At 29.5% G+C, this 22030-nt stretch carries 26 protein-coding genes; all 26 read left to right on the top strand.

The genetic code is table 11. The features are described 5' to 3' along the window. Positions 1 to 11 precede the first annotated feature (11 nt). Positions 12 to 722: a flagellar hook-basal body protein gene (locus VJY38_RS00610; protein ID WP_353678728.1), complete on the top strand. Its 711-nt coding sequence runs from the start codon at positions 12 to 14 to the stop codon at positions 720 to 722. A 15-nt stretch (positions 723 to 737) separates the two neighbouring features. Beyond that, complete coding sequence (gene flgG / locus VJY38_RS00605) at positions 738 to 1538, top strand: flagellar basal-body rod protein FlgG (protein ID WP_353678727.1); 801 nt, start codon at positions 738 to 740, stop codon at positions 1536 to 1538. A gap of 2 nt (positions 1539 to 1540) precedes the next feature. Continuing rightward, positions 1541 to 2191 (top strand): flagellar basal body P-ring formation chaperone FlgA, encoded by a 651-nt coding sequence (gene flgA / locus VJY38_RS00600; RefSeq protein ID WP_353678726.1) that lies wholly within the window; start codon positions 1541 to 1543, stop codon positions 2189 to 2191. A 4-nt stretch (positions 2192 to 2195) separates the two neighbouring features. Further along, complete coding sequence (locus VJY38_RS00595; protein ID WP_353678725.1) at positions 2196 to 2765, top strand: flagellar basal body L-ring protein FlgH; 570 nt, start codon at positions 2196 to 2198, stop codon at positions 2763 to 2765. Positions 2766 to 2774: 9 nt separating this feature from the next. Beyond that, positions 2775 to 3878 carry a flagellar basal body P-ring protein FlgI gene (locus VJY38_RS00590; RefSeq protein WP_353678724.1) on the top strand — a complete coding sequence of 368 codons (1104 nt, stop codon included), beginning with the start codon at positions 2775 to 2777 and terminating at the stop codon, positions 3876 to 3878. Between the two features lies 1 nt (position 3879). Continuing rightward, a complete protein-coding gene (locus VJY38_RS00585; protein WP_353678723.1) occupies positions 3880 to 4692 on the top strand; it encodes a transglycosylase SLT domain-containing protein in 813 nt (270 codons plus the stop codon). Beyond that, positions 4689 to 5132, top strand: coding sequence for a flagellar protein FlgN (locus tag VJY38_RS00580; RefSeq protein WP_353678722.1), 444 nt, complete (start codon positions 4689 to 4691; stop codon positions 5130 to 5132). Before VJY38_RS00585 ends, VJY38_RS00580 begins: the two co-directional genes overlap by 4 nt. Before the next feature lie 2 nt (positions 5133 to 5134). Beyond that, complete coding sequence (gene flgK / locus VJY38_RS00575) at positions 5135 to 6526, top strand: flagellar hook-associated protein FlgK (RefSeq protein WP_353678721.1); 1392 nt, start codon at positions 5135 to 5137, stop codon at positions 6524 to 6526. Positions 6527 to 6529: 3 nt separating this feature from the next. Further along, complete coding sequence (locus tag VJY38_RS00570) at positions 6530 to 7405, top strand: flagellin N-terminal helical domain-containing protein (RefSeq protein ID WP_353678720.1); 876 nt, start codon at positions 6530 to 6532, stop codon at positions 7403 to 7405. After that, entirely contained in the window at positions 7402 to 8181 is a 780-nt protein-coding gene (locus VJY38_RS00565) for a motility protein A (RefSeq protein ID WP_353678719.1), read from the top strand. The genes VJY38_RS00570 and VJY38_RS00565 overlap by 4 nt, the downstream gene beginning before the upstream one ends. Further along, on the top strand, positions 8070 to 8843 hold the full coding sequence (locus tag VJY38_RS00560; protein ID WP_353679926.1) for an OmpA/MotB family protein: 774 nt from the start codon (positions 8070 to 8072) through the stop codon (positions 8841 to 8843). Before VJY38_RS00565 ends, VJY38_RS00560 begins: the two co-directional genes overlap by 112 nt. A gap of 5 nt (positions 8844 to 8848) precedes the next feature. After that, complete coding sequence (gene fliW / locus VJY38_RS00555; RefSeq protein ID WP_353678718.1) at positions 8849 to 9232, top strand: flagellar assembly protein FliW; 384 nt, start codon at positions 8849 to 8851, stop codon at positions 9230 to 9232. A gap of 1 nt (position 9233) precedes the next feature. After that, positions 9234 to 9470, top strand: coding sequence for a carbon storage regulator CsrA (gene csrA, locus VJY38_RS00550; protein ID WP_353678717.1), 237 nt, complete (start codon positions 9234 to 9236; stop codon positions 9468 to 9470). Then, entirely contained in the window at positions 9470 to 10189 is a 720-nt protein-coding gene (locus VJY38_RS00545; protein ID WP_353678716.1) for an Hpt domain-containing response regulator, read from the top strand. Before csrA ends, VJY38_RS00545 begins: the two co-directional genes overlap by 1 nt. A 10-nt stretch (positions 10190 to 10199) precedes the next feature. After that, complete coding sequence (gene motA / locus VJY38_RS00540; protein WP_353678715.1) at positions 10200 to 11054, top strand: flagellar motor stator protein MotA; 855 nt, start codon at positions 10200 to 10202, stop codon at positions 11052 to 11054. Then, positions 11054 to 11872, top strand: coding sequence for a flagellar motor protein MotB (locus tag VJY38_RS00535; RefSeq protein WP_353678714.1), 819 nt, complete (start codon positions 11054 to 11056; stop codon positions 11870 to 11872). Before motA ends, VJY38_RS00535 begins: the two co-directional genes overlap by 1 nt. A 3-nt stretch (positions 11873 to 11875) precedes the next feature. After that, positions 11876 to 12280 (top strand): response regulator, encoded by a 405-nt coding sequence (locus VJY38_RS00530; protein ID WP_353678713.1) that lies wholly within the window; start codon positions 11876 to 11878, stop codon positions 12278 to 12280. Then, positions 12270 to 12923, top strand: coding sequence for an ATP-binding response regulator (locus VJY38_RS00525; protein ID WP_353678712.1), 654 nt, complete (start codon positions 12270 to 12272; stop codon positions 12921 to 12923). Before VJY38_RS00530 ends, VJY38_RS00525 begins: the two co-directional genes overlap by 11 nt. Positions 12924 to 12972: 49 nt before the next feature. Continuing rightward, positions 12973 to 13623, top strand: a complete 651-nt coding sequence (locus VJY38_RS00520; protein WP_353678711.1) for a hypothetical protein — start codon at positions 12973 to 12975, stop codon at positions 13621 to 13623. Between the two features lie 8 nt (positions 13624 to 13631). Beyond that, positions 13632 to 15485 carry a PAS domain-containing sensor histidine kinase gene (locus VJY38_RS00515; RefSeq protein ID WP_353678710.1) on the top strand — a complete coding sequence of 618 codons (1854 nt, stop codon included), beginning with the start codon at positions 13632 to 13634 and terminating at the stop codon, positions 15483 to 15485. Between the two features lie 12 nt (positions 15486 to 15497). After that, positions 15498 to 17330 (top strand): hypothetical protein, encoded by a 1833-nt coding sequence (locus VJY38_RS00510; RefSeq protein WP_353678709.1) that lies wholly within the window; start codon positions 15498 to 15500, stop codon positions 17328 to 17330. Positions 17331 to 17456: 126 nt separating this feature from the next. Further along, complete coding sequence (wecB, locus tag VJY38_RS00505) at positions 17457 to 18536, top strand: non-hydrolyzing UDP-N-acetylglucosamine 2-epimerase (RefSeq protein WP_353678708.1); 1080 nt, start codon at positions 17457 to 17459, stop codon at positions 18534 to 18536. Further along, positions 18533 to 19507, top strand: coding sequence for an NAD-dependent epimerase/dehydratase family protein (locus tag VJY38_RS00500; RefSeq protein ID WP_353678707.1), 975 nt, complete (start codon positions 18533 to 18535; stop codon positions 19505 to 19507). Before wecB ends, VJY38_RS00500 begins: the two co-directional genes overlap by 4 nt. Beyond that, positions 19504 to 19959 (top strand): WxcM-like domain-containing protein, encoded by a 456-nt coding sequence (locus VJY38_RS00495; protein ID WP_353678706.1) that lies wholly within the window; start codon positions 19504 to 19506, stop codon positions 19957 to 19959. Before VJY38_RS00500 ends, VJY38_RS00495 begins: the two co-directional genes overlap by 4 nt. Next, complete coding sequence (locus VJY38_RS00490) at positions 19959 to 20789, top strand: dTDP-4-dehydrorhamnose reductase family protein (RefSeq protein ID WP_353678705.1); 831 nt, start codon at positions 19959 to 19961, stop codon at positions 20787 to 20789. Before VJY38_RS00495 ends, VJY38_RS00490 begins: the two co-directional genes overlap by 1 nt. Then, positions 20782 to 22029, top strand: coding sequence for an FkbM family methyltransferase (locus VJY38_RS00485; RefSeq protein WP_353678704.1), 1248 nt, complete (start codon positions 20782 to 20784; stop codon positions 22027 to 22029). The genes VJY38_RS00490 and VJY38_RS00485 overlap by 8 nt, the downstream gene beginning before the upstream one ends. Position 22030: the final 1 nt, after the last annotated feature.

Here is a 22030-nt window from a genome sequence, read left to right as displayed (position 1 = left end):
AGGAGGATAGAATGATAAAAGGAATTTATACAGTTGCAAGAAGTATGGATCAAAGAGCAAAAAATATTGATGTTATAGCAAACAATATTGCAAACATCAATACAACAGCATATAAAAGAGAAATACCATTTGCAGAATATATTAACGAAGCTGGAGAATCACAGATAAAAAAATTAACAAGCCATCAACAGGGAGATTTAATCCAAACTTCAAATCCCCTTGATATGGCAATAAGTGGTCAGGGCTTTTTTGTAGTAAAAAATGAAGATGGGAGAATTGAATTGACCAGAAATGGGAGATTTCAAATTTCTAATGAAGGTTATCTCGTTGATTCTGAAGGAAGAAAAGTATTGGGAAAAAATGGCGGAATATTTCTCGAAGATACATTGCGACAGAAAGGTTCTTCAATTCTAATTTCTTCTTCTGGCGAAATAAAAATTGATGAACATTATATTGATTCATTACTAATTGTTAAGGTAGATGATCCAGAACAACTAACAAGAAGTGGTGAATCTAATTTCTTAGTCAACGAAGAAAACTTTAAAGAAGCTAATCCAGATGATTATAAAATTTCTCAAGGTTATCTCGAAGAATCAAATACAAATCCTATTCTTGAAATGGAAGCTATGATTCAATTAAACAAAGCATATGAAAGGTCTCAAAAAGTTATCAATTCACTTGATCAATCTCTGGATTATGCAAATCAAATTGGTAAAATTTAATTAGAGAGGTGATAGATGCCAACAAGAGCTTTAAGAACTGCAGCTTCTGGAATGTATGCTCAGCAGATAAATATCGAGGTTATTTCTAACAACATTGCCAATATTAATACGACTGGCTTTAAGAAGAACAAAGCTGATTTTCAGGATTTAATGTATCAGGAAGTAAATATTAATCCATTATCGACTACAACGCCAGGAGTATTTGAAAATACAAATAATAAAATTCAGGTTGGCAATGGTGTTAAGCCAGCATCAACACAAAAAATCTTTAAACAGGGAGATTTAGTTGCAACAAACAATCAGCTTGACCTTGCAATTTATGGTGAAGGATTTTTTCAGGTTAGAAAAAGTGATGGCACATTTGCATACACTCGTGATGGCTCATTTAAATTAAATGCTGATGGTAAAATTGTTACAGCAAGTGGTTATGAACTTGAACCTGGAATAACTTTAACAGATAACATCGTTGATATTGAAATAGCAAAAGATGGAACTGTTAATGGAAGACAAACCGATGGAACAGTAGTAACATTAGGCACTATTGAGTTAGCAAGGTTTATTAATAATGGAGGTTTACTTGCTCTTGGAGATAATCTTTATGCCGAAACTCCAGCTTCAGGTCAACCTATTTTAGGAACCCCAGGTAGTGAAGGATTTGGAGAAATTCATCAGGGATATCTTGAATCTTCAAATGTTGATATTGTAGAAGAAATGATTGCAATGATTACAGCACAGAGAGCTTATGAAATTAATTCTAAAACAGTTAAAACAGTTGAAGATATGATGACAATTGCAAATAATCTAAAGAGAAGTTAATAATGATATCTCTATTAATCATATTGTTACAAATATTTTCTCAAAGTAATAAACAATTTGAAACTCAATTAAAAAATTATCTCGATGAAAAATTATCTACCTGCGATTCTTATGAATATGAAATTACTGGAATGCCAAAAAATTATTTTCGATTAGAATTGGATTATGATAGAGAATTTATAATCAATAAAAATAATGCAACTGTTCCTGTTAAATTATATGATAAAAGAAATAATGTAAGCTTATCAATAGTAACATTAAAGATAAAATTGTACAAAAAAGTTTTGGTGACTATTCAAGAAATTAATAGAAATGAGCAATTGTCGGGTACATATTTTGAACGTAAGGTTATTGATATAACAAACATTCGTGGGAAACCGATTTCGGATTTGAATTTTACAGAAGGATATAGAGCTAAAACCAAAATAAAACGTGGTTCGGTTTTAATAGAAGAATTAATCGAGCAGATACCTGATATTTTTTATAATGATAAAATAATTCTACACGCTGGTAGAAATGGAGTAGATATTTCAACAGAAGTTATTGCTAAAGAAGAAGGAAAAATTGGTGATGTAATTAGAGTGGTAACAAATGATAATAAAATATTCAAAGCAAAAATTATTGATAAATACAATGTATCATTAATTGAGTGAAACTATGAAAAGATTAATATTAATTGTATGGTTTATTTCTGCTATGATTTATGCTCAGAATATGAGACAAAGTTCCCTGTATTCATTGTTCTCGGATAATAAAGCATTTCAGGTTGGTGATGCAATAACAATAATTGTATTAGAATCTTCTCAAGCTTCTAATAATGCAGAAACATCAGCCGGAAGAAATAGCTCATTGAGTGCAAATTTAGCTGGTGGTATAGATAAAACAAGTTTACCAAAAACAGATATAACTCTTGGTACAGATAATTCATTTACTGGTTCTGGTTCAACTAAAACAACCGGTGTAGTTAAAACGAAAATAAGTGCTATTGTAGATTCTGTTTATGAAAATGGGAATATGCGAATTCGTGGCAGTAGAAAAATTGTAATTAATGGAGAAGAACAGTTGATAAAAATTACAGGCATAGTGCGACCAAGTGATATTTCTTCAGATAATTCTGTTTATTCATATAATATCTCTGATGCTGAAATTACATTTGAAGGGAGTGGATTAATTGATTCTTCACAAAAACCAGGAATACTTACAAGATTATTTCACTGGTTATTTTAGGTGAAAGTTATGAAAAAGAAAAAATTAACATTGATTCTAATTCTACTATTAACAATCCATTTAAGTGATATTTATGCTCAAAGGATTAAAGATGTTGCATATTTAAGTGGTTATGGTTCTGAACAGTTAATTGGTTATGGACTTGTTGTTGGTTTAGCTGGTACAGGTGATAGTTATCGCTCTTCGTTTACTATTCAATCTATTTCAAGTATGTTAAAAAAATTTGGTATAACTGTTCCTCAGACCGATGTAAGAACAAAAAATGTTGCAGCTGTAATGGTTACTGCATCTTTAAATAAAAATTTAAAGCCAGGAGCTGAATTTGATGTCACAGTTTCTTCGCTTGGGGATGCAACAAGTTTACAGGGAGGAACATTAATTTTGACACCACTTTCAAGCATGAATGGAAAAGTTTATGGTTTTGCTCAGGGACCAGTTTCTGTTGGTGGATATGACATAAATACAATAACTGGAAATAGAATATCGAAAAATCATTCACTTGCTGGTAGAGTTCCTCGTGGTGGCACATTAAAAGAACAAATTAATTTTAATGAAAACACAAATTCAGAAATATCAGTCTATTTGAAAGAACCAGATATAACTACAGCAAATAATATCTGCAATGCAATTAATTCAAAATTTGGTGGAGAAATAGCTAAAGCTTTGGATGCTGCAGAAGTAATTGTCAATGTCCCTCAGGAAAGGCAGAATAATTTAATCTCATTTCTGGCAGAACTTGAAAGCATTAATATTCAAGTTGATGAAATTGCAAAAGTTGTTTTAAATGAAAGAACCGGGACTGTAATTGCTGGTAACAATGTAAGAATTCTTCCAGTCTCAATAACTCATGGTGGATTAAATATTCAAATTCGTTCATATCCAATTATTTCTCAACCGAATGCTTTTTCGAGAGGTTCTACTGTTGTGTTTAATAATTTAGTTCCGTATGTAACTCAGGATTCAACAAAAACTATTGCAATTGAAGGGGCAACTAATGTTCAGGAAGTTGCAGCTGCTCTTAATTCACTTAAAGTTTCTCCAAGAGATATAATTGCAATCTTTCAAGCATTAAAAGAAGCAGGTGCATTAATAGCAGAATTGGTGATAATGTAATATGGAAAAGTTATCATTAAAAATAACTGATATGAATAAACACATCTCTCAGATAAAGGAGAGTAATGCTGCTCAAAATCAAAAGCAAAAAGAAAAAATTGCAAAAGCAGCAAAAGATTTTGAAAGTATTTTCACAGCCATGTTGCTACAATCAATGACTAAAACAACTAATGGCTTGTTTGGAGAAGAAGGTTATGGTAATGATATTTTTGATACATTATTCGAACAGGAGATTGCATCTTATATATCTCAGGGAAAAAGTCTGGGAATTGCAGAAGCACTTTATAAAAAGATTACTGGCGAAGATATGAGTCCTGAATTAAAGGTAAAATTAAAATCCACAGAAAAAATAGAAGTAAAAGTAAATGAGAATACTGATATCCCTAAAATACAACCAAGCACAGAGTCTTTAAATCGCCTGAAAAGATTTGAGGACATAATTGAAGATGCATCAAAAGAATTTGGAATTGATAAAAATGTAATTAAGTCTATTATCTTAGCTGAATCAGCTGCAAATCATCGAGCAGTCTCACCAGTAAAAGCAAAAGGTTTAATGCAATTAATGGATTCAACGGCAGCCGAGATGGGAGTAAGAAATGTTTTTGATCCGAAAGAAAATATTTATGGTGGAACTAAATATCTTGCTAAAATGCTTCGACAATATAATGGTGATTTGAAATTAGCTCTGGCAGCATATAATGCAGGTCCACAAAATGTAGAAAAATATAAAGGTGTTCCTCCTTTTGAAGAAACACAAAATTACATTACAAAAGTAATGAGTTATTTAAATCATTTTAGTGAGAATGAATCATGAAACTGGAAGAATTAACAAATTCAATTGAAAGGCAGAAAAAAAATTTTGATGATCTTTTTGAAGTTGTAAAACTAAAAAAAGATGCACTGCTTAAAAATGATATGAGTTTACTCGATAAAGCAGTAGACGACGAACAAAAATTACTATCTGCCATAAGTAGAGAAGAAAAACAAAGAAAGAAATTAACTTTTGAGTTTGCAGCTGAAAATTCAATACAGCTTAAAACTGGTTCTATTGAAGAATTAATTAATGCTCTGCCTGATAAAAACTTTGGAAAGATTAAAGAAAGCAGAGATGCAATTAAAAACAAAGCAGCAGAAATTATTAAACTTAATTCTCATATCACTGTGCTGGTAAATGTTTCAAGAAATATTATTCGGGATACAATTTATACTGTTTTCGGAAAAGGGGAAAATAATTTTGTTAACAAAAGAGTTTGATTATGGGTATTGGAAGGATATTTGACATATCGGTTAGAACTATGGCTACATACCAGCGTGCACTGGATGTAACTTCACAAAATATTTCTAATGCAGGGAATGCAGATTATACACGACAGAAAGTTGTCTTTGGTACAGAACAGACTCAAGCTGGTATGGGAATGGGTGTTAAGATTCAGGATGTGGTTAGAGTAAAAAATGATTTAATTGAAAATCAGATTCGACAATTTAAATCTTCTTACTCAGATGCAAATAAACGTTCTGAACTTCTTCAACAAATTGAAACAATTTTAGCAGAACCAACAGATTATGGCCTATCTTCTTATTTTAATGATTTTTTTAATTCATGGGATCAATTAACTACAAATCCCACTTCAATTCAATTTAGAAGTCAAATTATTGAAAAAGCACAAAGATTAAGTGAAAGATTTAAAGATGTATATGATAGCATCGATTCTATTCATTATCTACTTCAAAGAGATGCTGTTGATAAGGTTAATCAACTTAATAGTTATCTTAAAGAAATTTATGATCTTAATAGAAAAATTTATGAAAACGAAGCTGTTGGTATTAAAGCAAGCGAATTAATGGATAGACGAGATGCTTTGCTTTTGAAGGTAAGTGAATTAGCTAATATTTCTGTTCAACATAATGAGTTTGGAACTGTATCTGTAAGTGTGGGTGGAATTCAGGGTGCTGATAAAAATGTGTATACAGAATTTGAAGTAAGATTTGAAGGGACAAAAATGAAAATTGTTCCAAAAACCGATCCTTCTACTTCTATAGTTTTAAATAGCGGTGAACTTTATGCAATTACTGATTTATATTCAAATAAAATTCCAAAATATAAAAGTGATTTAGAAAATCTTGCTAATACTTTTATTCAAAAAGTAAACGAACTTCATCTTCAGGGTTATACTTTAGTACAAAATGGCAATTCATATACTAATATACCATTCTTTGGTACATGGAGTAGTGGAGTTGTTGAAGATGCATTTGTAAATGGTAAGATTCAAATAAATCCTGATATATTGAATAATCCAGGAAATATTGCAGCATCGAGTGTAGCGGGTAATGATGGCAACGGTGATATTGCGAATAGCATAGCTCACCTGGCTGATCAAAAATTTGCTGAGTTAGGTGATAAAACTATACTTGAAACTTATTCTTCTTTTTTAAATGATTTTGGTCTCGAAAAAGTTACAAGTGATAGTAGAATAGAAACAAGTGAAATGGTATTACAGCAATTAGAATTACAAAAAGGTTCTTATTCAGGTGTTTCAATTGATGAAGAGATGACAAATGTAATTCGTTTTCAAAGAGTTTATGAAGCTGCTGCAAGATTAATACGAGCTTCGGATGAAATGCTAAAAACAGTAATTGAAATGGTGTAATAAATGAGAATTTCAGATAACATATTAACTCAAAAATATCTTTATAATCAAAACAAGATTAACGAACGCAAAGTTAAAGTTCAGAATCAGCTTATAACTAATAGTAAAATAGATAAGCTAAGTGATGATTTATTTAATTCACTTGAAATAATAAAAATTGATTCTCAAATAAGAAAAATAGAGACATATCAAAAAAATATAGACTATGCGAAAGAATTTGTAAATACAACAATAAATGCACTTGAGAATATTGGGAATGAAACTCAAAAAATAATTACTCAGGTAGTCAATATTGATAATCCAATTAACTCGAATTTTAAAACAGTTGCACAATCTGTACGTGCTTCGCTCGAAGCAATAGTGCAGAATTTAAATACAAAGTATAATGATATGTACATTTTTGGTGGAACAAATTATTCTAATGAACCATGGTTAATTGATTCAAATGGAAAAGTGATTAATAATTCAACTGACTTGACTGGAGAAGTGAAAGTTCAGATAGCAAATGGTATTAAAGATACAATTAATGTTACTGGCGATAAAATTTTAAACTCCGATTTACTCGATACAATTAATGATATAATCGATAGTCTCGATGCAGGAATAGCACCTGATAAAACACTAAAAGATCGATTGAATGCTGCTTATAAAGAAATTCTTTCTATTCAATCATTAACTGGCGAAAAATATAATCGTCTTGAAGATATTAATACAATTTTAACAAAACAGCTTCAGGATTCACAGGGATTTTTATCAAAAAGAAAAGAAATTGATCCTGCACAATTAGCTATTGATTTACAATATCAGGATTATTTACTACAACTATCGTATAAATTAGCTTCATCAATTTTACCAAAATCAATTCTGGATTATTTATGATGAAGAAATCTGGATCATTATTAGGTTTAGCTTTAGGCATATTTTCTATTTTCGGTGCATTTATAATCGAAGGTGGTTCGATAAGAGCTTTATTTATTTTTTCATCTTTATTAATAGTTCTTGGCGGAACTTTCTCGGCAATAATAATTGGTTTTGGTCTTGATAATTTCAAGAAAATGTTTTCGCTTATAAAATTAGCTTACTTCCCCCCTGAATTCGATACAAAAAAAGTTGTAAATATTTTTATTGAACTTGCTATAAAGGCAAGAAGAGAAGGTTTATTATCAATAGAAAAAGATTTGCATAAATTTCCATATAAATTTCCACAGAAGATGACCAAGTATGCAATAGATGGACTTGATCCTGAATCGCTTTATAATTTAGCTCAACTTGAAATAAGAACAATGCAAGAACGTCATAATTCAAATATTTTCATATTTACAAAAATGGGTGGATATGCTCCTACAATGGGAATTATTGGGACAGTAATGGGTTTAATAATGACACTTGCAAATGCAGGTGCAGATCCAAATTCTTTGATAAGAAATATTGCTTCTGCTTTTATAGCTACTTTATGGGGAATTTTTACAGCAAATATTATCTGGCTTCCAATTGGAGATAGATTGAAAAAATGTCACCTAGAAGAAAAACATATGATGGAAATATCGCTGGAAGGAGTGATAACTCTGCTGAGTGGAGAAATACCATCAGTAATGAAAGCACGTTTGATAGGTATGCTTCCACAAAGCGAACAATTAGAAAGGAAGAGCGCTTAGATACTGATGAATCTTTCTTTCGTGAAGAAAGCGATAAAGATAGATACTTAATTACATATGCAGATTTAATTACTCTTTTACTCGGGTTGTTTATTATTTTATATACAATGTCGAGTATTGATACTGGTAAGTATAAAGGTGTTGTTGCTGCATTAGGGAGTATCTTCGGGAGTGATTCTAAAATTGCAGTCACAGGCACCGATCAAATAATCCCTACTCCAAAAGATAAATTAGCAGAAGATTTAAATAAACTTATTACAATGTATAATTATAATAATTCTATTCGTCTGGAACAGAATGAAAGAGGAGTTACAATTCATATATTGGAAGATATATTATTTCCACCGGGCAAAGCAACTTTAAGTGAAAATTCGAAGTTGGTTTTAAGTAGATTAGCAAAGATATTGCGAAATCTTCCAAATGATATTCGTGTCGAAGGTCATACAGATAATGTACCAATTAATACTCCGCAATATCCGTCTAACTGGCATCTTTCTGTTGATAGAGCATTAAGTACAGCATATTATTTAATTAAATATGAAAATTTATCGCCCGATAAAGTTTCAATTGTTGGTTATTCAGAATATAGACCTATTGCATCTAATGATCTTCCAGAAACAAGAGCATTAAATAGAAGAGTAGACATAGTAATATTAAAGTGAGTAATATGAAAATAATAACAAAACAATTTGGTGAAATCGAATTTCCTGATGACCTTGTCATCAAGTTCGAAAATGGTTTAATTGGTTTTGAAGAACTTAAAAAGTTTGTCTTCATTAAACCAGAAGATACTATTTTTTACTGGCTTAATTCTATTGAAAAACCTGAGATAGCTTTTCCGCTATTTGGTCTAAGACTTATAGACGAAGACTATCCTCAGGAAGAAAATCATGAAGCTTTTGGAATTGTAATTCTAAATCCAGATCCATTAAAAATTACAATCAACTTGAAAGCTCCTGTATATATAAATCAGGATGAGAAAACAGGTTTTCAAAAAATCTTAGATTCAGAAAAATATTCTCTTTATTACAATTTATTTACAGAGAAATAAAATGCTAATACTAACAAGAAAAATTGATGAAGAAATAAAAATTGGTCCAGATATAACTATAAAAATATTATCGTTATCTGAGAATCAGGTAAAAATTGGAATTACTGCACCAAACTCTGTTCAGATTTATCGTGGCGAAGTTTATGAAAAAGTAATTCAATATTCTCTGGATGCATCGAAAGTTAATATATCAGATAAAGTTGATTTATCGAAATATAAAATTAAAAAGGTAAAGTAATGGTGTTACCATTTGATGATAGGGTAAGAATACTTGTTATTGACGATTCGGAAGTGATTCAATCACTCTTTAAAAGTTTTTTGTCTGATTACAATATAGAAGTTATAACTTGTAATGATGGACTTGAAGGCATTCAGAAAGCGATTGAATATAAACCAAAATTAATTTTTGTAGATATAATGATGCCAAATCTTGATGGTTTGAGAATGATTAAGATTATTAAAATCCTGGATGACTTGAAAAATATTCCAGTCATTGTAGTAAGTGGTCATACAGATAGAAAAAATGTAATTGAAGCTATAGAATCTGGAGCTGTGCATGTTATATCTAAACCACTAAATAAAAAAACTTTATTGAAAGCATTGAATGAAGCTCTTGGTAAAGATTTTTTAATGAAAATTAAGAAAGATAAATCGATGCTTGATTTTGATAAAAAAGAAATTCTTGAAAGCATGAAAAAATTTTTCCTGGCAAATGTACAGCAAAAATTAAAAGATATGGAAGATGCGATAAGAATAAAAAATGTGAATCTACTAAAAACAATTGCTCACGAGTTAAAGGGTTCGAGTGGGACTTTAGGATTTAACAACATATCAAATATTTGTAATTCGATCGAGAAAATTTTAAATGAAGAAATTACAGACTGGATTGAAGTTTACAGCAAATATCAAGAATTAATTCATGAAATAGAAGTAATTGAAATCCTGAACTCAAAATAAGGAATAAGTAATGTTCGTTATTATCGGTATTGCAGTAGTAATAGTTTCCGTAGTAACTGGATTCTTAATTGCTGGAGGTAATTTAGTTCTTCTTTTGCAAATATCGGAATTCCTTATAATTGGTGGAGCAGCAATAGGCAGCATTTTAATTTCGTCACCTCCAGTATTATTAAAAAAAATATTAGCACAACTTCCCTTATTGTTTAAAGGTCATTCAGCATCTAAAGAAGATTATATAGAAATGTTGAGAGCTTTCAGTACTTTATTTTTAACAGCACAACGAGAAGGATTACTTGCTATCGAAAAGCATATTGAAGCTCCAGAAAAAAGTGATATACTTTCTAAAAGTAAAAGTTTTATCGAAGATCCTGTTAAACGAGATTTCTTTTGTGATACAATGAAAGTAATGCTCGCTGGTTCAGTTCCTCCTCACGAATTAGAAGCAATGATGGATGCAGAAATTGAAACATATGAAATTGAAAATAAGCCTGTCTCTGAAACAATTGGAAGAGTAGGAGATTCTCTACCTGGATTAGGAATTGTTGCAGCGGTGCTTGGCGTGATAGTAACAATGGCTTCGATTAACGAGGGAGCAGAAGCAGTCGGTCACCATGTTGCTGCAGCTCTCGTTGGAACTTTTTTAGGTGTGCTTTTTTGTTATGGATTTGTAAGTCCAATTGCAGCTAATCTTCATCATTTAGTTAGTGATAAAGTTCAAGAACTTATAATTATTAAAACATTTATACTGGCATATGTGAAAGGAAATCCACCATTTGTTGCAGCTGAAATGGCAAGAAGAACAATCTTTTCTGATCATAGACCAACATTTCAGGAATTAGAAAATGCATTGAGAGGGAAGAAATAATGCAGGAGGTTGCAAATAAAAGACCAACAACTAAACAGGAAAGTCCACCTCCACAAGAAGTTCATTATGATGAACCTCCAATAATAAAAAAAGTTAAGAAAGTACATGGTGGTCATCATGGCGGAGCATGGAAAGTTGCTTATGCAGATTTTGTTACTGCTATGATGGCTCTTTTTATTGTTCTCTGGGTACTTAGCCAGAGTGAAGAAGTTAAACAGGCAGTGGCAGCTTACTTTTCTGATCCAATTGGATTTTCTGATAAAAGTAAAAATTTATTTGATGGTAGTTCTTCTCAAATGCTCGATTTAAAACTTCAAGAAGAAATGAAACAAAAAGAAATGGAGAAACAAGAACTCGAAAAAATGGGAGAAAAATTAAAAGAAGAATTATCACAAGATACTGAACTAATGGAATTATCCGATCAGGTAAAAATTGAAGTTGTTAAAGAAGGTTTGAGAATCGAATTGATTGATTCGGCAAATGATATTTTTTTTGAAATTGGTACTGCAGAATTAAAACCTTCAGCCCGTAAACTTTTATTGAAAATTGGTTCTGAGATTTCAAAGTTGAAAAATAAAATTATAATTGAAGGACACACAGATTCCAGACAATATAAAAATGATGGTACAGGATATACTAATTTCGAATTAAGTGCCGATAGAGCAAATTCTGCAAAAAGAGCTCTTGTTGCTGGTGGTGTTTCAGAAAAACAAATAGATGAAATAAGAGGTTATGCAGATACAAGACTTCGTGACCCAAATGATCCTTATAGCTATGTAAATCGAAGAATTAGCATAACACTTAAATATACAAAATAAGTTATGAACAATAATCATAAAATATTAATAATCGAAGACGATAATATATTACAGGAATTTTATCGTATACTATTTCGGAAGCTTGGTATGGATATAATTATACTTGAAGACGGAGAAGAAATTATTTCTACAATTAAAAATGAAAATATTTCACTTATTATTATGGATATAAATTTAAGAAACACTTACTTAAATTCAGAAAAAATTGATGGTATAAAACTTTCCAGATATATAAAAGAAAATTTTAATAATTTGATTTTACCTATTATATTAGTAACAGCATATTCTCCAAATTATTGTGGAGAAGATCTTCTAAGGGACAGTTTAGCAGACGATATAATTCTAAAACCGATTGTTAGTTTTGAAAAACTCATTCAAAAAGTAAACAGGTTTATTTATGAAAGATAAAATATTAGTTGTTGAAGATGAAAAAGATACAAGGTTCATCCTCGAAAAATTACTAACAAGAAATAATTATGAAGTAGTAACCGCTATTAACGGAGAGGATGCACTCGAAATATTGAAAACTTTTTCACCAAAAGTAATTCTTGCAGATTGGACTATGCCAGTTCTCGATGGATTGGCTCTTTGCAATATTTTAAAGAGCGATGAAAAATATAAAGGAATTTATTTTATTATTCTTACAGCACGTTCTTCATTGAAAGATAGAATAATGGGATTGGATATTGGAGCAGATGATTTCCTTGTTAAGCCTGTAGAAAATCAAGAACTTCTTGCAAGAATTCGTTCAGGTATTCGCATTTTTAACCTTCAAAACGAACTTAAAAATGCAGAACATAATAAAGCAGTCATAGAAATGGCTTGTACAATTGGTCATAAAATTAATAATCCGTTAAGCAGTCTTGTATTATCTCTAAAAACTATCGAAAATGAATTAAGTGAAGAAGAAAGAGCAAAACTTTCCGAAGAACTTAAAACTATTAATGAATCTGTTGACCGTATAAATAAATTTGTGCAACAATTAATTTATTTGCAAAATCCTCAGCTAATTGATTATGTTGATGAAAACCGTATGATTAAAACCGATTAAAAATTAAAAAAAATGCCTTTTCCTTCGATAATAAATCGGAGGAGAAGGCATGTTGGAAAAAATTGTAAATATTAGCCCAAATTCAGACTATAAAAAGTCTACCGGGAATACAAAATATTACAAAAAAGTAAATTCATATACTTACGCCTCGAATTCAATTAACGATTCAATCTTAATTTCTCCTGCCACTGCACTTCTATCAACTTATGGATGGAAATTAAAAAAATTTAATCAACAGTCTGACAAAATACACATCATTTTTGAATTAGATGATTTTGAATTTGATACTACAATTCATATAAATGAATTAAGCAAGAATAAAATTATTGAATATAAGATTAAGAAAGATATTCAAGGTTATGCTGCAGAAATAGTTGTTATTGTAACTCTTTCTGCTCCAATTAAATTGGATTTAGAAAATAATTTAGAAAAAGATTTAAATGCACTGAAAGAGTTTTTCGAACAGTTTAAATCTCTTAGTGTAAAAAAACCTAATGTTATAACAGATCAGCATACGATTGATTCATTATCCAGAGAGTTTGTTGGCACAATAGAAAAAGAAATTAATTACATCAATAATTGCATGATTAAATTTTTAGATAAGTACATTTCTATAAAACTGAATTTTCATCATATACAGGATGGAGAATTCAGAGGTGAACAAGATGGTTTAATAATAAAAAGTATACATATAAGTTGAAATTGATTATGTCTAGCTGGATAAATTTTCATAATACACTAAAAAATTCCGACGAGGAATTTTTTAATTATAAAGAACTGCCCAACATCAGAGCTCTGGCAATCGTATCTCCTTCATTAGATATTATATTTTGCAATAATACATTCACAGATATTTTTAAGCTAAAGGTTAAAGATAATTTAAATAGACTAAACCCCGGTTCAGAATTTTTAGTTTTTGTGAAAGGATTTATTGAAAGTAAATACAAAAATCTTTTAGCTGATCTTTCTATTTCATCGAATTATACATCCACCGATACTTTATATCAGATAGGTATTGAGAGAATCATTATATCATATAATCAGTATTTATTAATTACTGTTGAATCTCTTGAGCAAAGAAAAATTATCGAGAAAAAAATTGATTCACTACATCATGCACTTGATTATGGTCGTGTGCCAATAATTATAATAAATAATCAAAGAAAGATTGTTTATGCAACCAGCTCATTTGAAGAAATATTTTCTCGTGGATTAGAAAAATTGTTTAATGCTGAAATTTTAGAAGTCATGAAAGAATATCTTAATCAAAATGATCTGGATAATTTTAGTTTTTCTTTAAATAATGGGAAAGTATGGAAGCAACTTGTAGAAATAAAAAAGAGGGGAGAATATCAATATTGGGATTTTAATCTACAGCCATTTTATCCAATAAATTCAAATGAAATTAATTTTGTTCTCAGTGCTAATAATTTAACCGAACATGTTTTTCAGAAAAAAGTAATTGAAGAATCAGAAAAGAAACAAAAATTAATCATAGAAAATATTTCTGACCTGTTATTAATATTAAAATCTTTCGACAACAAAATATATTTTGAAAATGCAAACGATAATTTTTGTAAACTATTTAATCTGGAAAAATCTAAAATTTATCTGCAACTGGTTAATGATTTTTTGCCACCACAATTATATGACCTGATCGAACAAAATATTAAAATTCTTGAGAATAATGACGAGTCATTTCAACAATTTTTTTATCATCATTCATCTGGCCAACATTTTAATTGTAAGATTACATCCGCAAATTTAAATGGGAATAACAGTAAAATATTCATTATAACATTAAAAGATGTAACAGACGAAACTAAATACAGAGAACAACTTGAAAAAAATTATTTGAAAGAGATTCAACTTAATAAAATGAAATCTGCTTTTATTGCCAACATATCACACGAAATTAGAACACCTTTTAATGGAATTATTGGTTATTCAGAAATTATAGATGATTGTCTTGCAGCAAAAGATTATGTGGCATTAAAAGAAATTATGGATTCTGTAAAAGAAGTTCTTGGAAGAGTATTGAATGCTTTTACTAATATTGTTGAGTTGTCGCAGATTGAATCCGACGAAGTTGAACTTGAAATGGTTGTTCTAAATTGTAATCAGGTTATTAGACAGGTATTCGAAAAAAGATTAAACGAAGCAGAGAAAAAGAATCTAACTTTCAAATTAGAACTTTATGAAGAAGAAGCATTTATTGAAATCGATTGGATTAAATTAGAAAAAATAATTGATGTGTTAATTGATAATGCAATTAAATATACTAAATCTGGTTTTGTCTATCTTGGTTCAAGAATTAACAAAGATAAAGTAGAAATTATTGTTGCAGATTCTGGAATTGGAATAGAAAGTTCACAAATAGATAGAATTTTACTCCCATTCAGTCAAGAAATTGAAGGATATACTCGACCATATGAAGGTATTGGTCTTGGTTTAACAATAGCATATAAATTAACAAAGCTGATGGGTGGAGATTTTAGAATTCAAAGTGAAAAAAATAAAGGGACAGAAATTATTATCTCTTTCCCAAGATTTAAAATGTAAAGCTATATTAAAATGATTGGTCAATACATAAATAATAATCTAACAGTTAAAGGAAGTGAAAATGCTTTAACCAATTTTTATAAATTGGGGAAAGAGCATTTCGACTTAAACATACCTGGAGAGTTTGATTATATAACAAATATAAAAGAGAATATAAAAATTCTTTCATTCGATTTGCCAGAAGAACTAAAAGAAATTTTTATTCCTTTTGCAAATGCACCTGTCTACTGGATTTATGATTCATGGCTTTTAAGTCAAATTGAAGAATTTATGAAAGTAAATTTTTCAAAAGTAAAATATCTTGATCTTCATAAATCAATCAAAGAAAATTATGCTAAATGGGTAACAACAAAATTAAGAAGTGAAAAAGAATATTATGCTAATCTTACTATAAATTTTATTGAAAGAGATGTTTACAAGCATAATTTCTTCAAGCATTTAATACATGCTATTTTGCTTACATATCATAATAGTTTTTATAATCCAGCAAAGGCAATTAGTCTATATGAAAATGTCAAAGAATTAGTTAATACTCTAAGATTATCTGATAGCGTTAAGAAAGAATTGAATTACATCGTAAATTTATTTACTGGTTTTGTTTATTTAAAAGAGAAAGATTATATAAAAGCAAATCAAAGTTTCAAAGAAGCAGTTGATATAAAATCCAGTGGGACTACTGCAAAATTTTATATTGCATTAACTGAATTTAAAATGGGGAATGATGAAGTAGCATCTTATTTTATAAAAGAAATTATGGCTTATGATCTGCATAGATTATTAGTAGCACTCGATTTAAATAATTTTGGAATGTTCAATTACTTTTTATTAAATGCATTTGTAAATAATATATTTTATGAAAAAGATTTTGCACCTGCATATTACTTAATCGGGAATGTTTTAAAACCATATAGATTGGCTGAAGAAAATTTTCTCAGTAAAATTGCTCATAAAATTACTTTATTAAAAGAAAAACCTGTTAAGAATTATTTTACTGATGATGTAACTAAAAGCATCAACTTACTTGAGAAACTAACAGAAGGATACCTGAATTCTTCAAATACACTAATAATTGCGATGTATCCTGAATTTGAAAGAAAATATAATTTTACTATTGATTTAATTATCGAACAAATGAAAAAATTGGTATATGAAGAAATAGAAGCAAAATTAGTACAATATGATCAATACATAAATGAATATTCTGCAGAAATAGAGAAGTTAAGAACTGAGTTAGATAGTTATAAAATTAATGCACAGGAAAATCTTGAAAAATCAATTAAGAATATTAAAGAAAGTTATGAGAACGAAATAAAAAGTTTGGAAGAGCGAATTGCTCAATTACCATATCTTGAAAAATTTAGTCCTGCAAAATCATTTTCAGTAAATATGATGAATAACACGATTATAGCTATGTTTGTTTTTTTAATAGGTGGACTTGCAAGTTATTCAAATAAATTAGTTACCGATACTTCTGAATTTAATTCAATATTGGGATTTGTGCTTTTAGCTGGATTAAAATGGGGATTTATAAGTTTTCTTGTAGGACTAATTATCTCAGTAATTATTGCTGGTCTTGTATTAATAGACAGAGCGGATGAAAAAAATAAACTTATTAAAAGAATTAATTCATTAAAAAATCAAAAAGAACAGGCAATAAAAGATACAGAAGAATACTGGAGAGAAAAAGAAAAAGCGGTAGTAAGTAATATTAATGCCAATATAATGCAACATCAAAAAAGGATAGAAAAATTGAAGGAAGAAAAAGAAACCGAGAAAGCCAAATTAAGTATTGAAGCCGAAGAACAAATCAAGAAATTCACCGAAGATTTAGAAACCGTTCGATAATACTCACCTGCATAATATTAGCCAGAAGTGTAAATAAAAAATAAAAATTTTCACAGATTTTTATTTAAATCATCCTAAAAACTTTTGGAATAAGAATTGATTTTACAAATAAAACAAAAATTATTTATGATGAAAAAAATAGTGACCATTACTGGTATAAGGCCAGATTTTATTCGGATGAGTAAAGTATTTGAGAAGTTGGATAATAATTTTGAACATATTATGATTCATACGGGACAGCATTTCGATGATGAACTAAGTAAAATTTTTTTTAAAGAACTTAAAATTAGAAAACCCGATTTTATTCTTGAAACAGGTAGGAATAGTAATACTCATTATGAACAACTTTCGTATTTATCAAAAGAAGTGATAAATCTTCTTAAAAAGAAAAAGATTGATCCAGAGCTTATAATATTTTTAGGAGATTCTAATTCGGTATTAGTAAGTGCTCCATTATTTAAAGAAGGTTATAAAATTGCTCATATAGAAGGAGGCATGAGATCATATGATAGAAGAATGCCTGAGGAAGTAAATAGAGTAATATGTGATTATGTCTCAGATTTAATTTTTGTTTATACACCACTATATAAAAAAAGATTAATGCTTGAGAATAAAAATCCTGAACAAATTTATGTTGTTGGAAATACAATTGTAGAAGTTGTTAAGCAGTTTATGCCCACTGGAAATAGAAGTAAAGATTATATTGTTGCCGATATTCACAGAAATGAAAATTTAAAAACCCCTGAACAGTATAATTACATACTGAGTTACCTGGATGAACTTGGTAGGAAAACAGGTTTAGAAGTTAGACTTGTAAAATTTAATAGAGCTGTGAAATTAATTAATAAATATAATTTGTTAGATGATAAAAGAGCTATCAGATTAGTAGGTCCATATGGTTTTGTGGACTACTTAAAACTACAATATAATGCATTTGGTGTTGTGTCAGATTCTGGAACAAGTCAAGAAGAATGTCCTCTTTTAGGTGTTCCTGTTGCAGTACCAAGAAATTATACTGAAAGACCTGAATCTGTTGAAAATGGTAATAGTATTTTAGTTGGAGAGAATAGACCAATTACAAAAATGGTAAAAGATACTATTAATTTTTTTGAATCATATTCAATATCAAAAGAAAAAATTAAATGGTTAGGGGATGGTAGAACTTCTCAAAAAATTATTAAAATATTAAAAAGGGAACTAACATGAAAAATGTACTTGTTGTTGGGGGTGCCGGTTATGTAGGTGGTGCAATTACAGACTTATTGATGAATTCGAATTATAATGTTCGTGTCTATGATGTGTTACTTTATGAAGATTCTTTTCGTAAACCGGTTGATTTTGTTTATGGAGATGTTCGTGATTTAGAAAAATTAAAACCACAATTAAAATGGGCAGATGCAGTTGTTTGGTTAGCTGCAATAGTTGGTGATGGTGCTTGCCAAATTAATCCTAATTTAACTAAATCTATTAATCAAGATTCTGTTGCATGGCTTGCTGATAATTATGATGGAAGAATTATTTTCACATCCACTTGTTCAGTATATGGTGCTCAAGATAAAGAATTAGATGAAACCTCACCTACAAATCCTTTATCACTTTATGCTCAAACAAAACTTGAAGCAGAGAAGTATCTTAAACATAAAAATGCTATCATATTCAGGTTAGGTACACTTTTTGGAGTTGGTGATCTTTATTCAAGAATTCGATTGGATCTTGTTGTTAATATTTTAACTGTTCGTGCATATCTTGAAGGGAAAATAAGTGTATTTGGTGGAGATCAATTTAGACCATTACTACATGTTAAAGATGTTGCAAGAGCTGTTCTTATGAACATTGAAACAGAGCATAAAGGAATTTTTAATCTTGCTCGTCAAAATGTTAGAATAAGTGATCTTGCTTATCAAGTAAGAATGCATTTCCCTGATGTCTTAATAGAAAAAACAGATATGCCTTTTCAAGATACAAGGAATTATCGTGTATCTTCAAAAAAAGCTCATGAAGTGTTTGGCTTTAAATCAGTCCATTCAATTGATGAGGGGATTGAAGAATTAAAATATCTTGTTGAAACAAAACGCATTAAAGACTTAAAAAGTCCACGTTATTCAAATCAAGCTTATTTAAAAGAACATTATTTTGAAATCTTAAGTGAAAAATTCAAAGAGGTAGAAGCAGCATGAGTAATGAAAAAATTCCAGTGCTAATTAAAGGCGGTTTATCTGTAGACGATAGAGGTCGTGTTGGTTTTGTTAATGAATTTAATTTTATGAATGAAGGAATCAAAAGATTTTATTTTATTGAAAATCATAGAAAAGGTTTTATTCGAGCATGGCATGGACACAAAGTTGAAGCTAAGTATGTCATAGCTGTAAAAGGTGCATCATTAGTTTGTTGTGTAAAAATTGATGATTGGGATAAACCATCGAAAGATGCAAAAGTTTGGAGATTTGTATTAAGCGATACTCAACCTTCAATACTTTATATTCCTGAAGGTTATGCCAATGGTCATATGTCTCTAAACGATGATACATTAATAATGGTTTTTTCTAATCAAACAATTGATGTAGGATTAAAAGATGATTTCAGATACGAATCTCATTACTGGGATCCTTGGCAAGTGGAGGAAAGATAATGGAAAAAATTTTAGTCATTGGTTCGACAGGAATGCTTGGTTATGCTGTTTCAGAATATTTTTCTAGTAAAGGGTATGATGTAATTAAACTTACAAGAAATGATTTCGATATTGGGATAGAACCACATGAAAAGTTTGAAAAATATTTAGATGGAATTGATATCGTAATTAATTGTGCAGGATTAATCAAACCAACAATTGGTAAATATCCAATAGAACAGGCAATAAGAGTAAACTCAATTTTTCCAAGAAACTTAGCATTAATGACAAAAGCTCGAGGAATTAAATGCTTTCATATTACAACAGATTGTGTTTACTCTGGTAAAAAAGGGAACTACAATGAATTAGATTTATTCGATGCAGAAGATTTATACGGGATGACAAAAAATGCTGGCGAAAATAAAGATTGTATGGTATTAAGAACTTCGATAATAGGTGAAGAGAAAAATAATAGCAGATCACTTTTAGAATGGGCAAAAAGTCAAGCTGGTAAAGAAGTTAATGGCTTTACGAACCATTTATGGAATGGTGTAACAACTTTGTACTTATCAGAAATAATTGAAAATATTTTGAAGCAGAATTTATATCAAAATGGAATCTTTCACATTCATTCTCCAAATAAAGTAAATAAATATGAACTGCTTAAAATCTTTAATGAAGTTTATGAACTAAATTTTGCCAGGATTAATCCGATAGAAGCTAAAGATGCTGTTGATAGAACATTGAGTAGTATCTATGATTTAACTAAAATTCTTTGTTCTAAAAGTTTACAAGAACAGATAATCGAAATGAGAAATTTTTTTAATGAAATAAAAATAAAAGATGATTAATCATATTGAAAAAAAAGAAAACTGGCACGAAGGTTTTATTGTAAATTTAGCAGCTCAGTTAAGACCTCAAATTTATGTTGAACTTGGTTTATACCATTGTGAACTTTTCAACGCTATGATCCCTTACTCAGAAACATTAATAGGAGTAGATATTTCACCTGAAGCTGGGAAGTATATGTATCCTTCTGAAAAAGTTATGTTTATGAATATGTCCACAGATGAATTTGCAGAATTACTTAGAAAATATCCTGTGCCTATAGATTTATTATTTATTGATGCTGATCATAGTAAAGAATCAGTTTTAAAAGATTTTTGGAATTATTTTCCTTTTGTAAAAGAACAAGGTTTGATTTTATTACATGATACTTACCCTAAAAATCGTCATTATACAAATAAAGGCTATTGTGGTGATGCATACCTTGTAGTTGAAGAATTAAAAAATCACCTTGATGAATTTGAATTTGTAACAATTCCAGTTCATCCAGGTTTAACAATAGTAAGAAAAAGAAAAACCCAGTTGGCATGGGAAGATTCCGATGAAATTAATCATGTCTGCACAAGTCGCTATTTTGAAAGGAACTTAAGTAAATCTTTAACAATGCCATCTCTTGTCAGTAAATTTAAACAAATGATAGATGATGAAAAAGAAATTAATACAATTGTTGAAATAGGTTCTCCAGACCCAAATGACTTGCAGTATATTAAAAAATTTTTCCCTGATGCTAGAATTATTGCCATCGAAGCTCTGCCAGAAAATTATGAAAAATACTTGAAGCCATTGAATAATATTGAAACAATAAATGCAGTTGTATCTCACATAGATGGAGAAATTACCTTTTATAAAAAAGAAGTAAATGGAATACACAACATTTATAACAGAGTCAACGAGTATGGGGATGAAGAATTAAAACTTCCTTCATATAGATTCGAAACCTTAGCTAGAATTTATAACATAAACAAAGTAGATATTTTAAAACTGGATGCTGAAGGTGCCACATTTGAAGTCTTAGAAAGTATGGGCAGTTTGCTATCTACTGTTAAAGTTATGCATATAGAAATTGAGTCATATCCTTTTTATAAAGGACAAAACCTACATTCTGATGTTGTTAGTTTTTTAGAGCAAAAAGGTTTCACACTTGTAGAATTAACCAGTTTTCCAATTCAGCCAGGTAAACTACAGTATGATTCTATCTGGATTAATAATAATTATCTTAATGAAAAATTAACAATGGGTGAATAAA

The sequence above is a fragment of the Rosettibacter firmus genome (assembly GCF_036860695.1).
Lineage (GTDB): Bacteria > Bacteroidota > Ignavibacteria > Ignavibacteriales > Melioribacteraceae > Rosettibacter > Rosettibacter firmus.
Note: the sequence above shows the minus strand (reverse complement) of the source record. Positions and strands in the feature narration are given on the sequence as shown.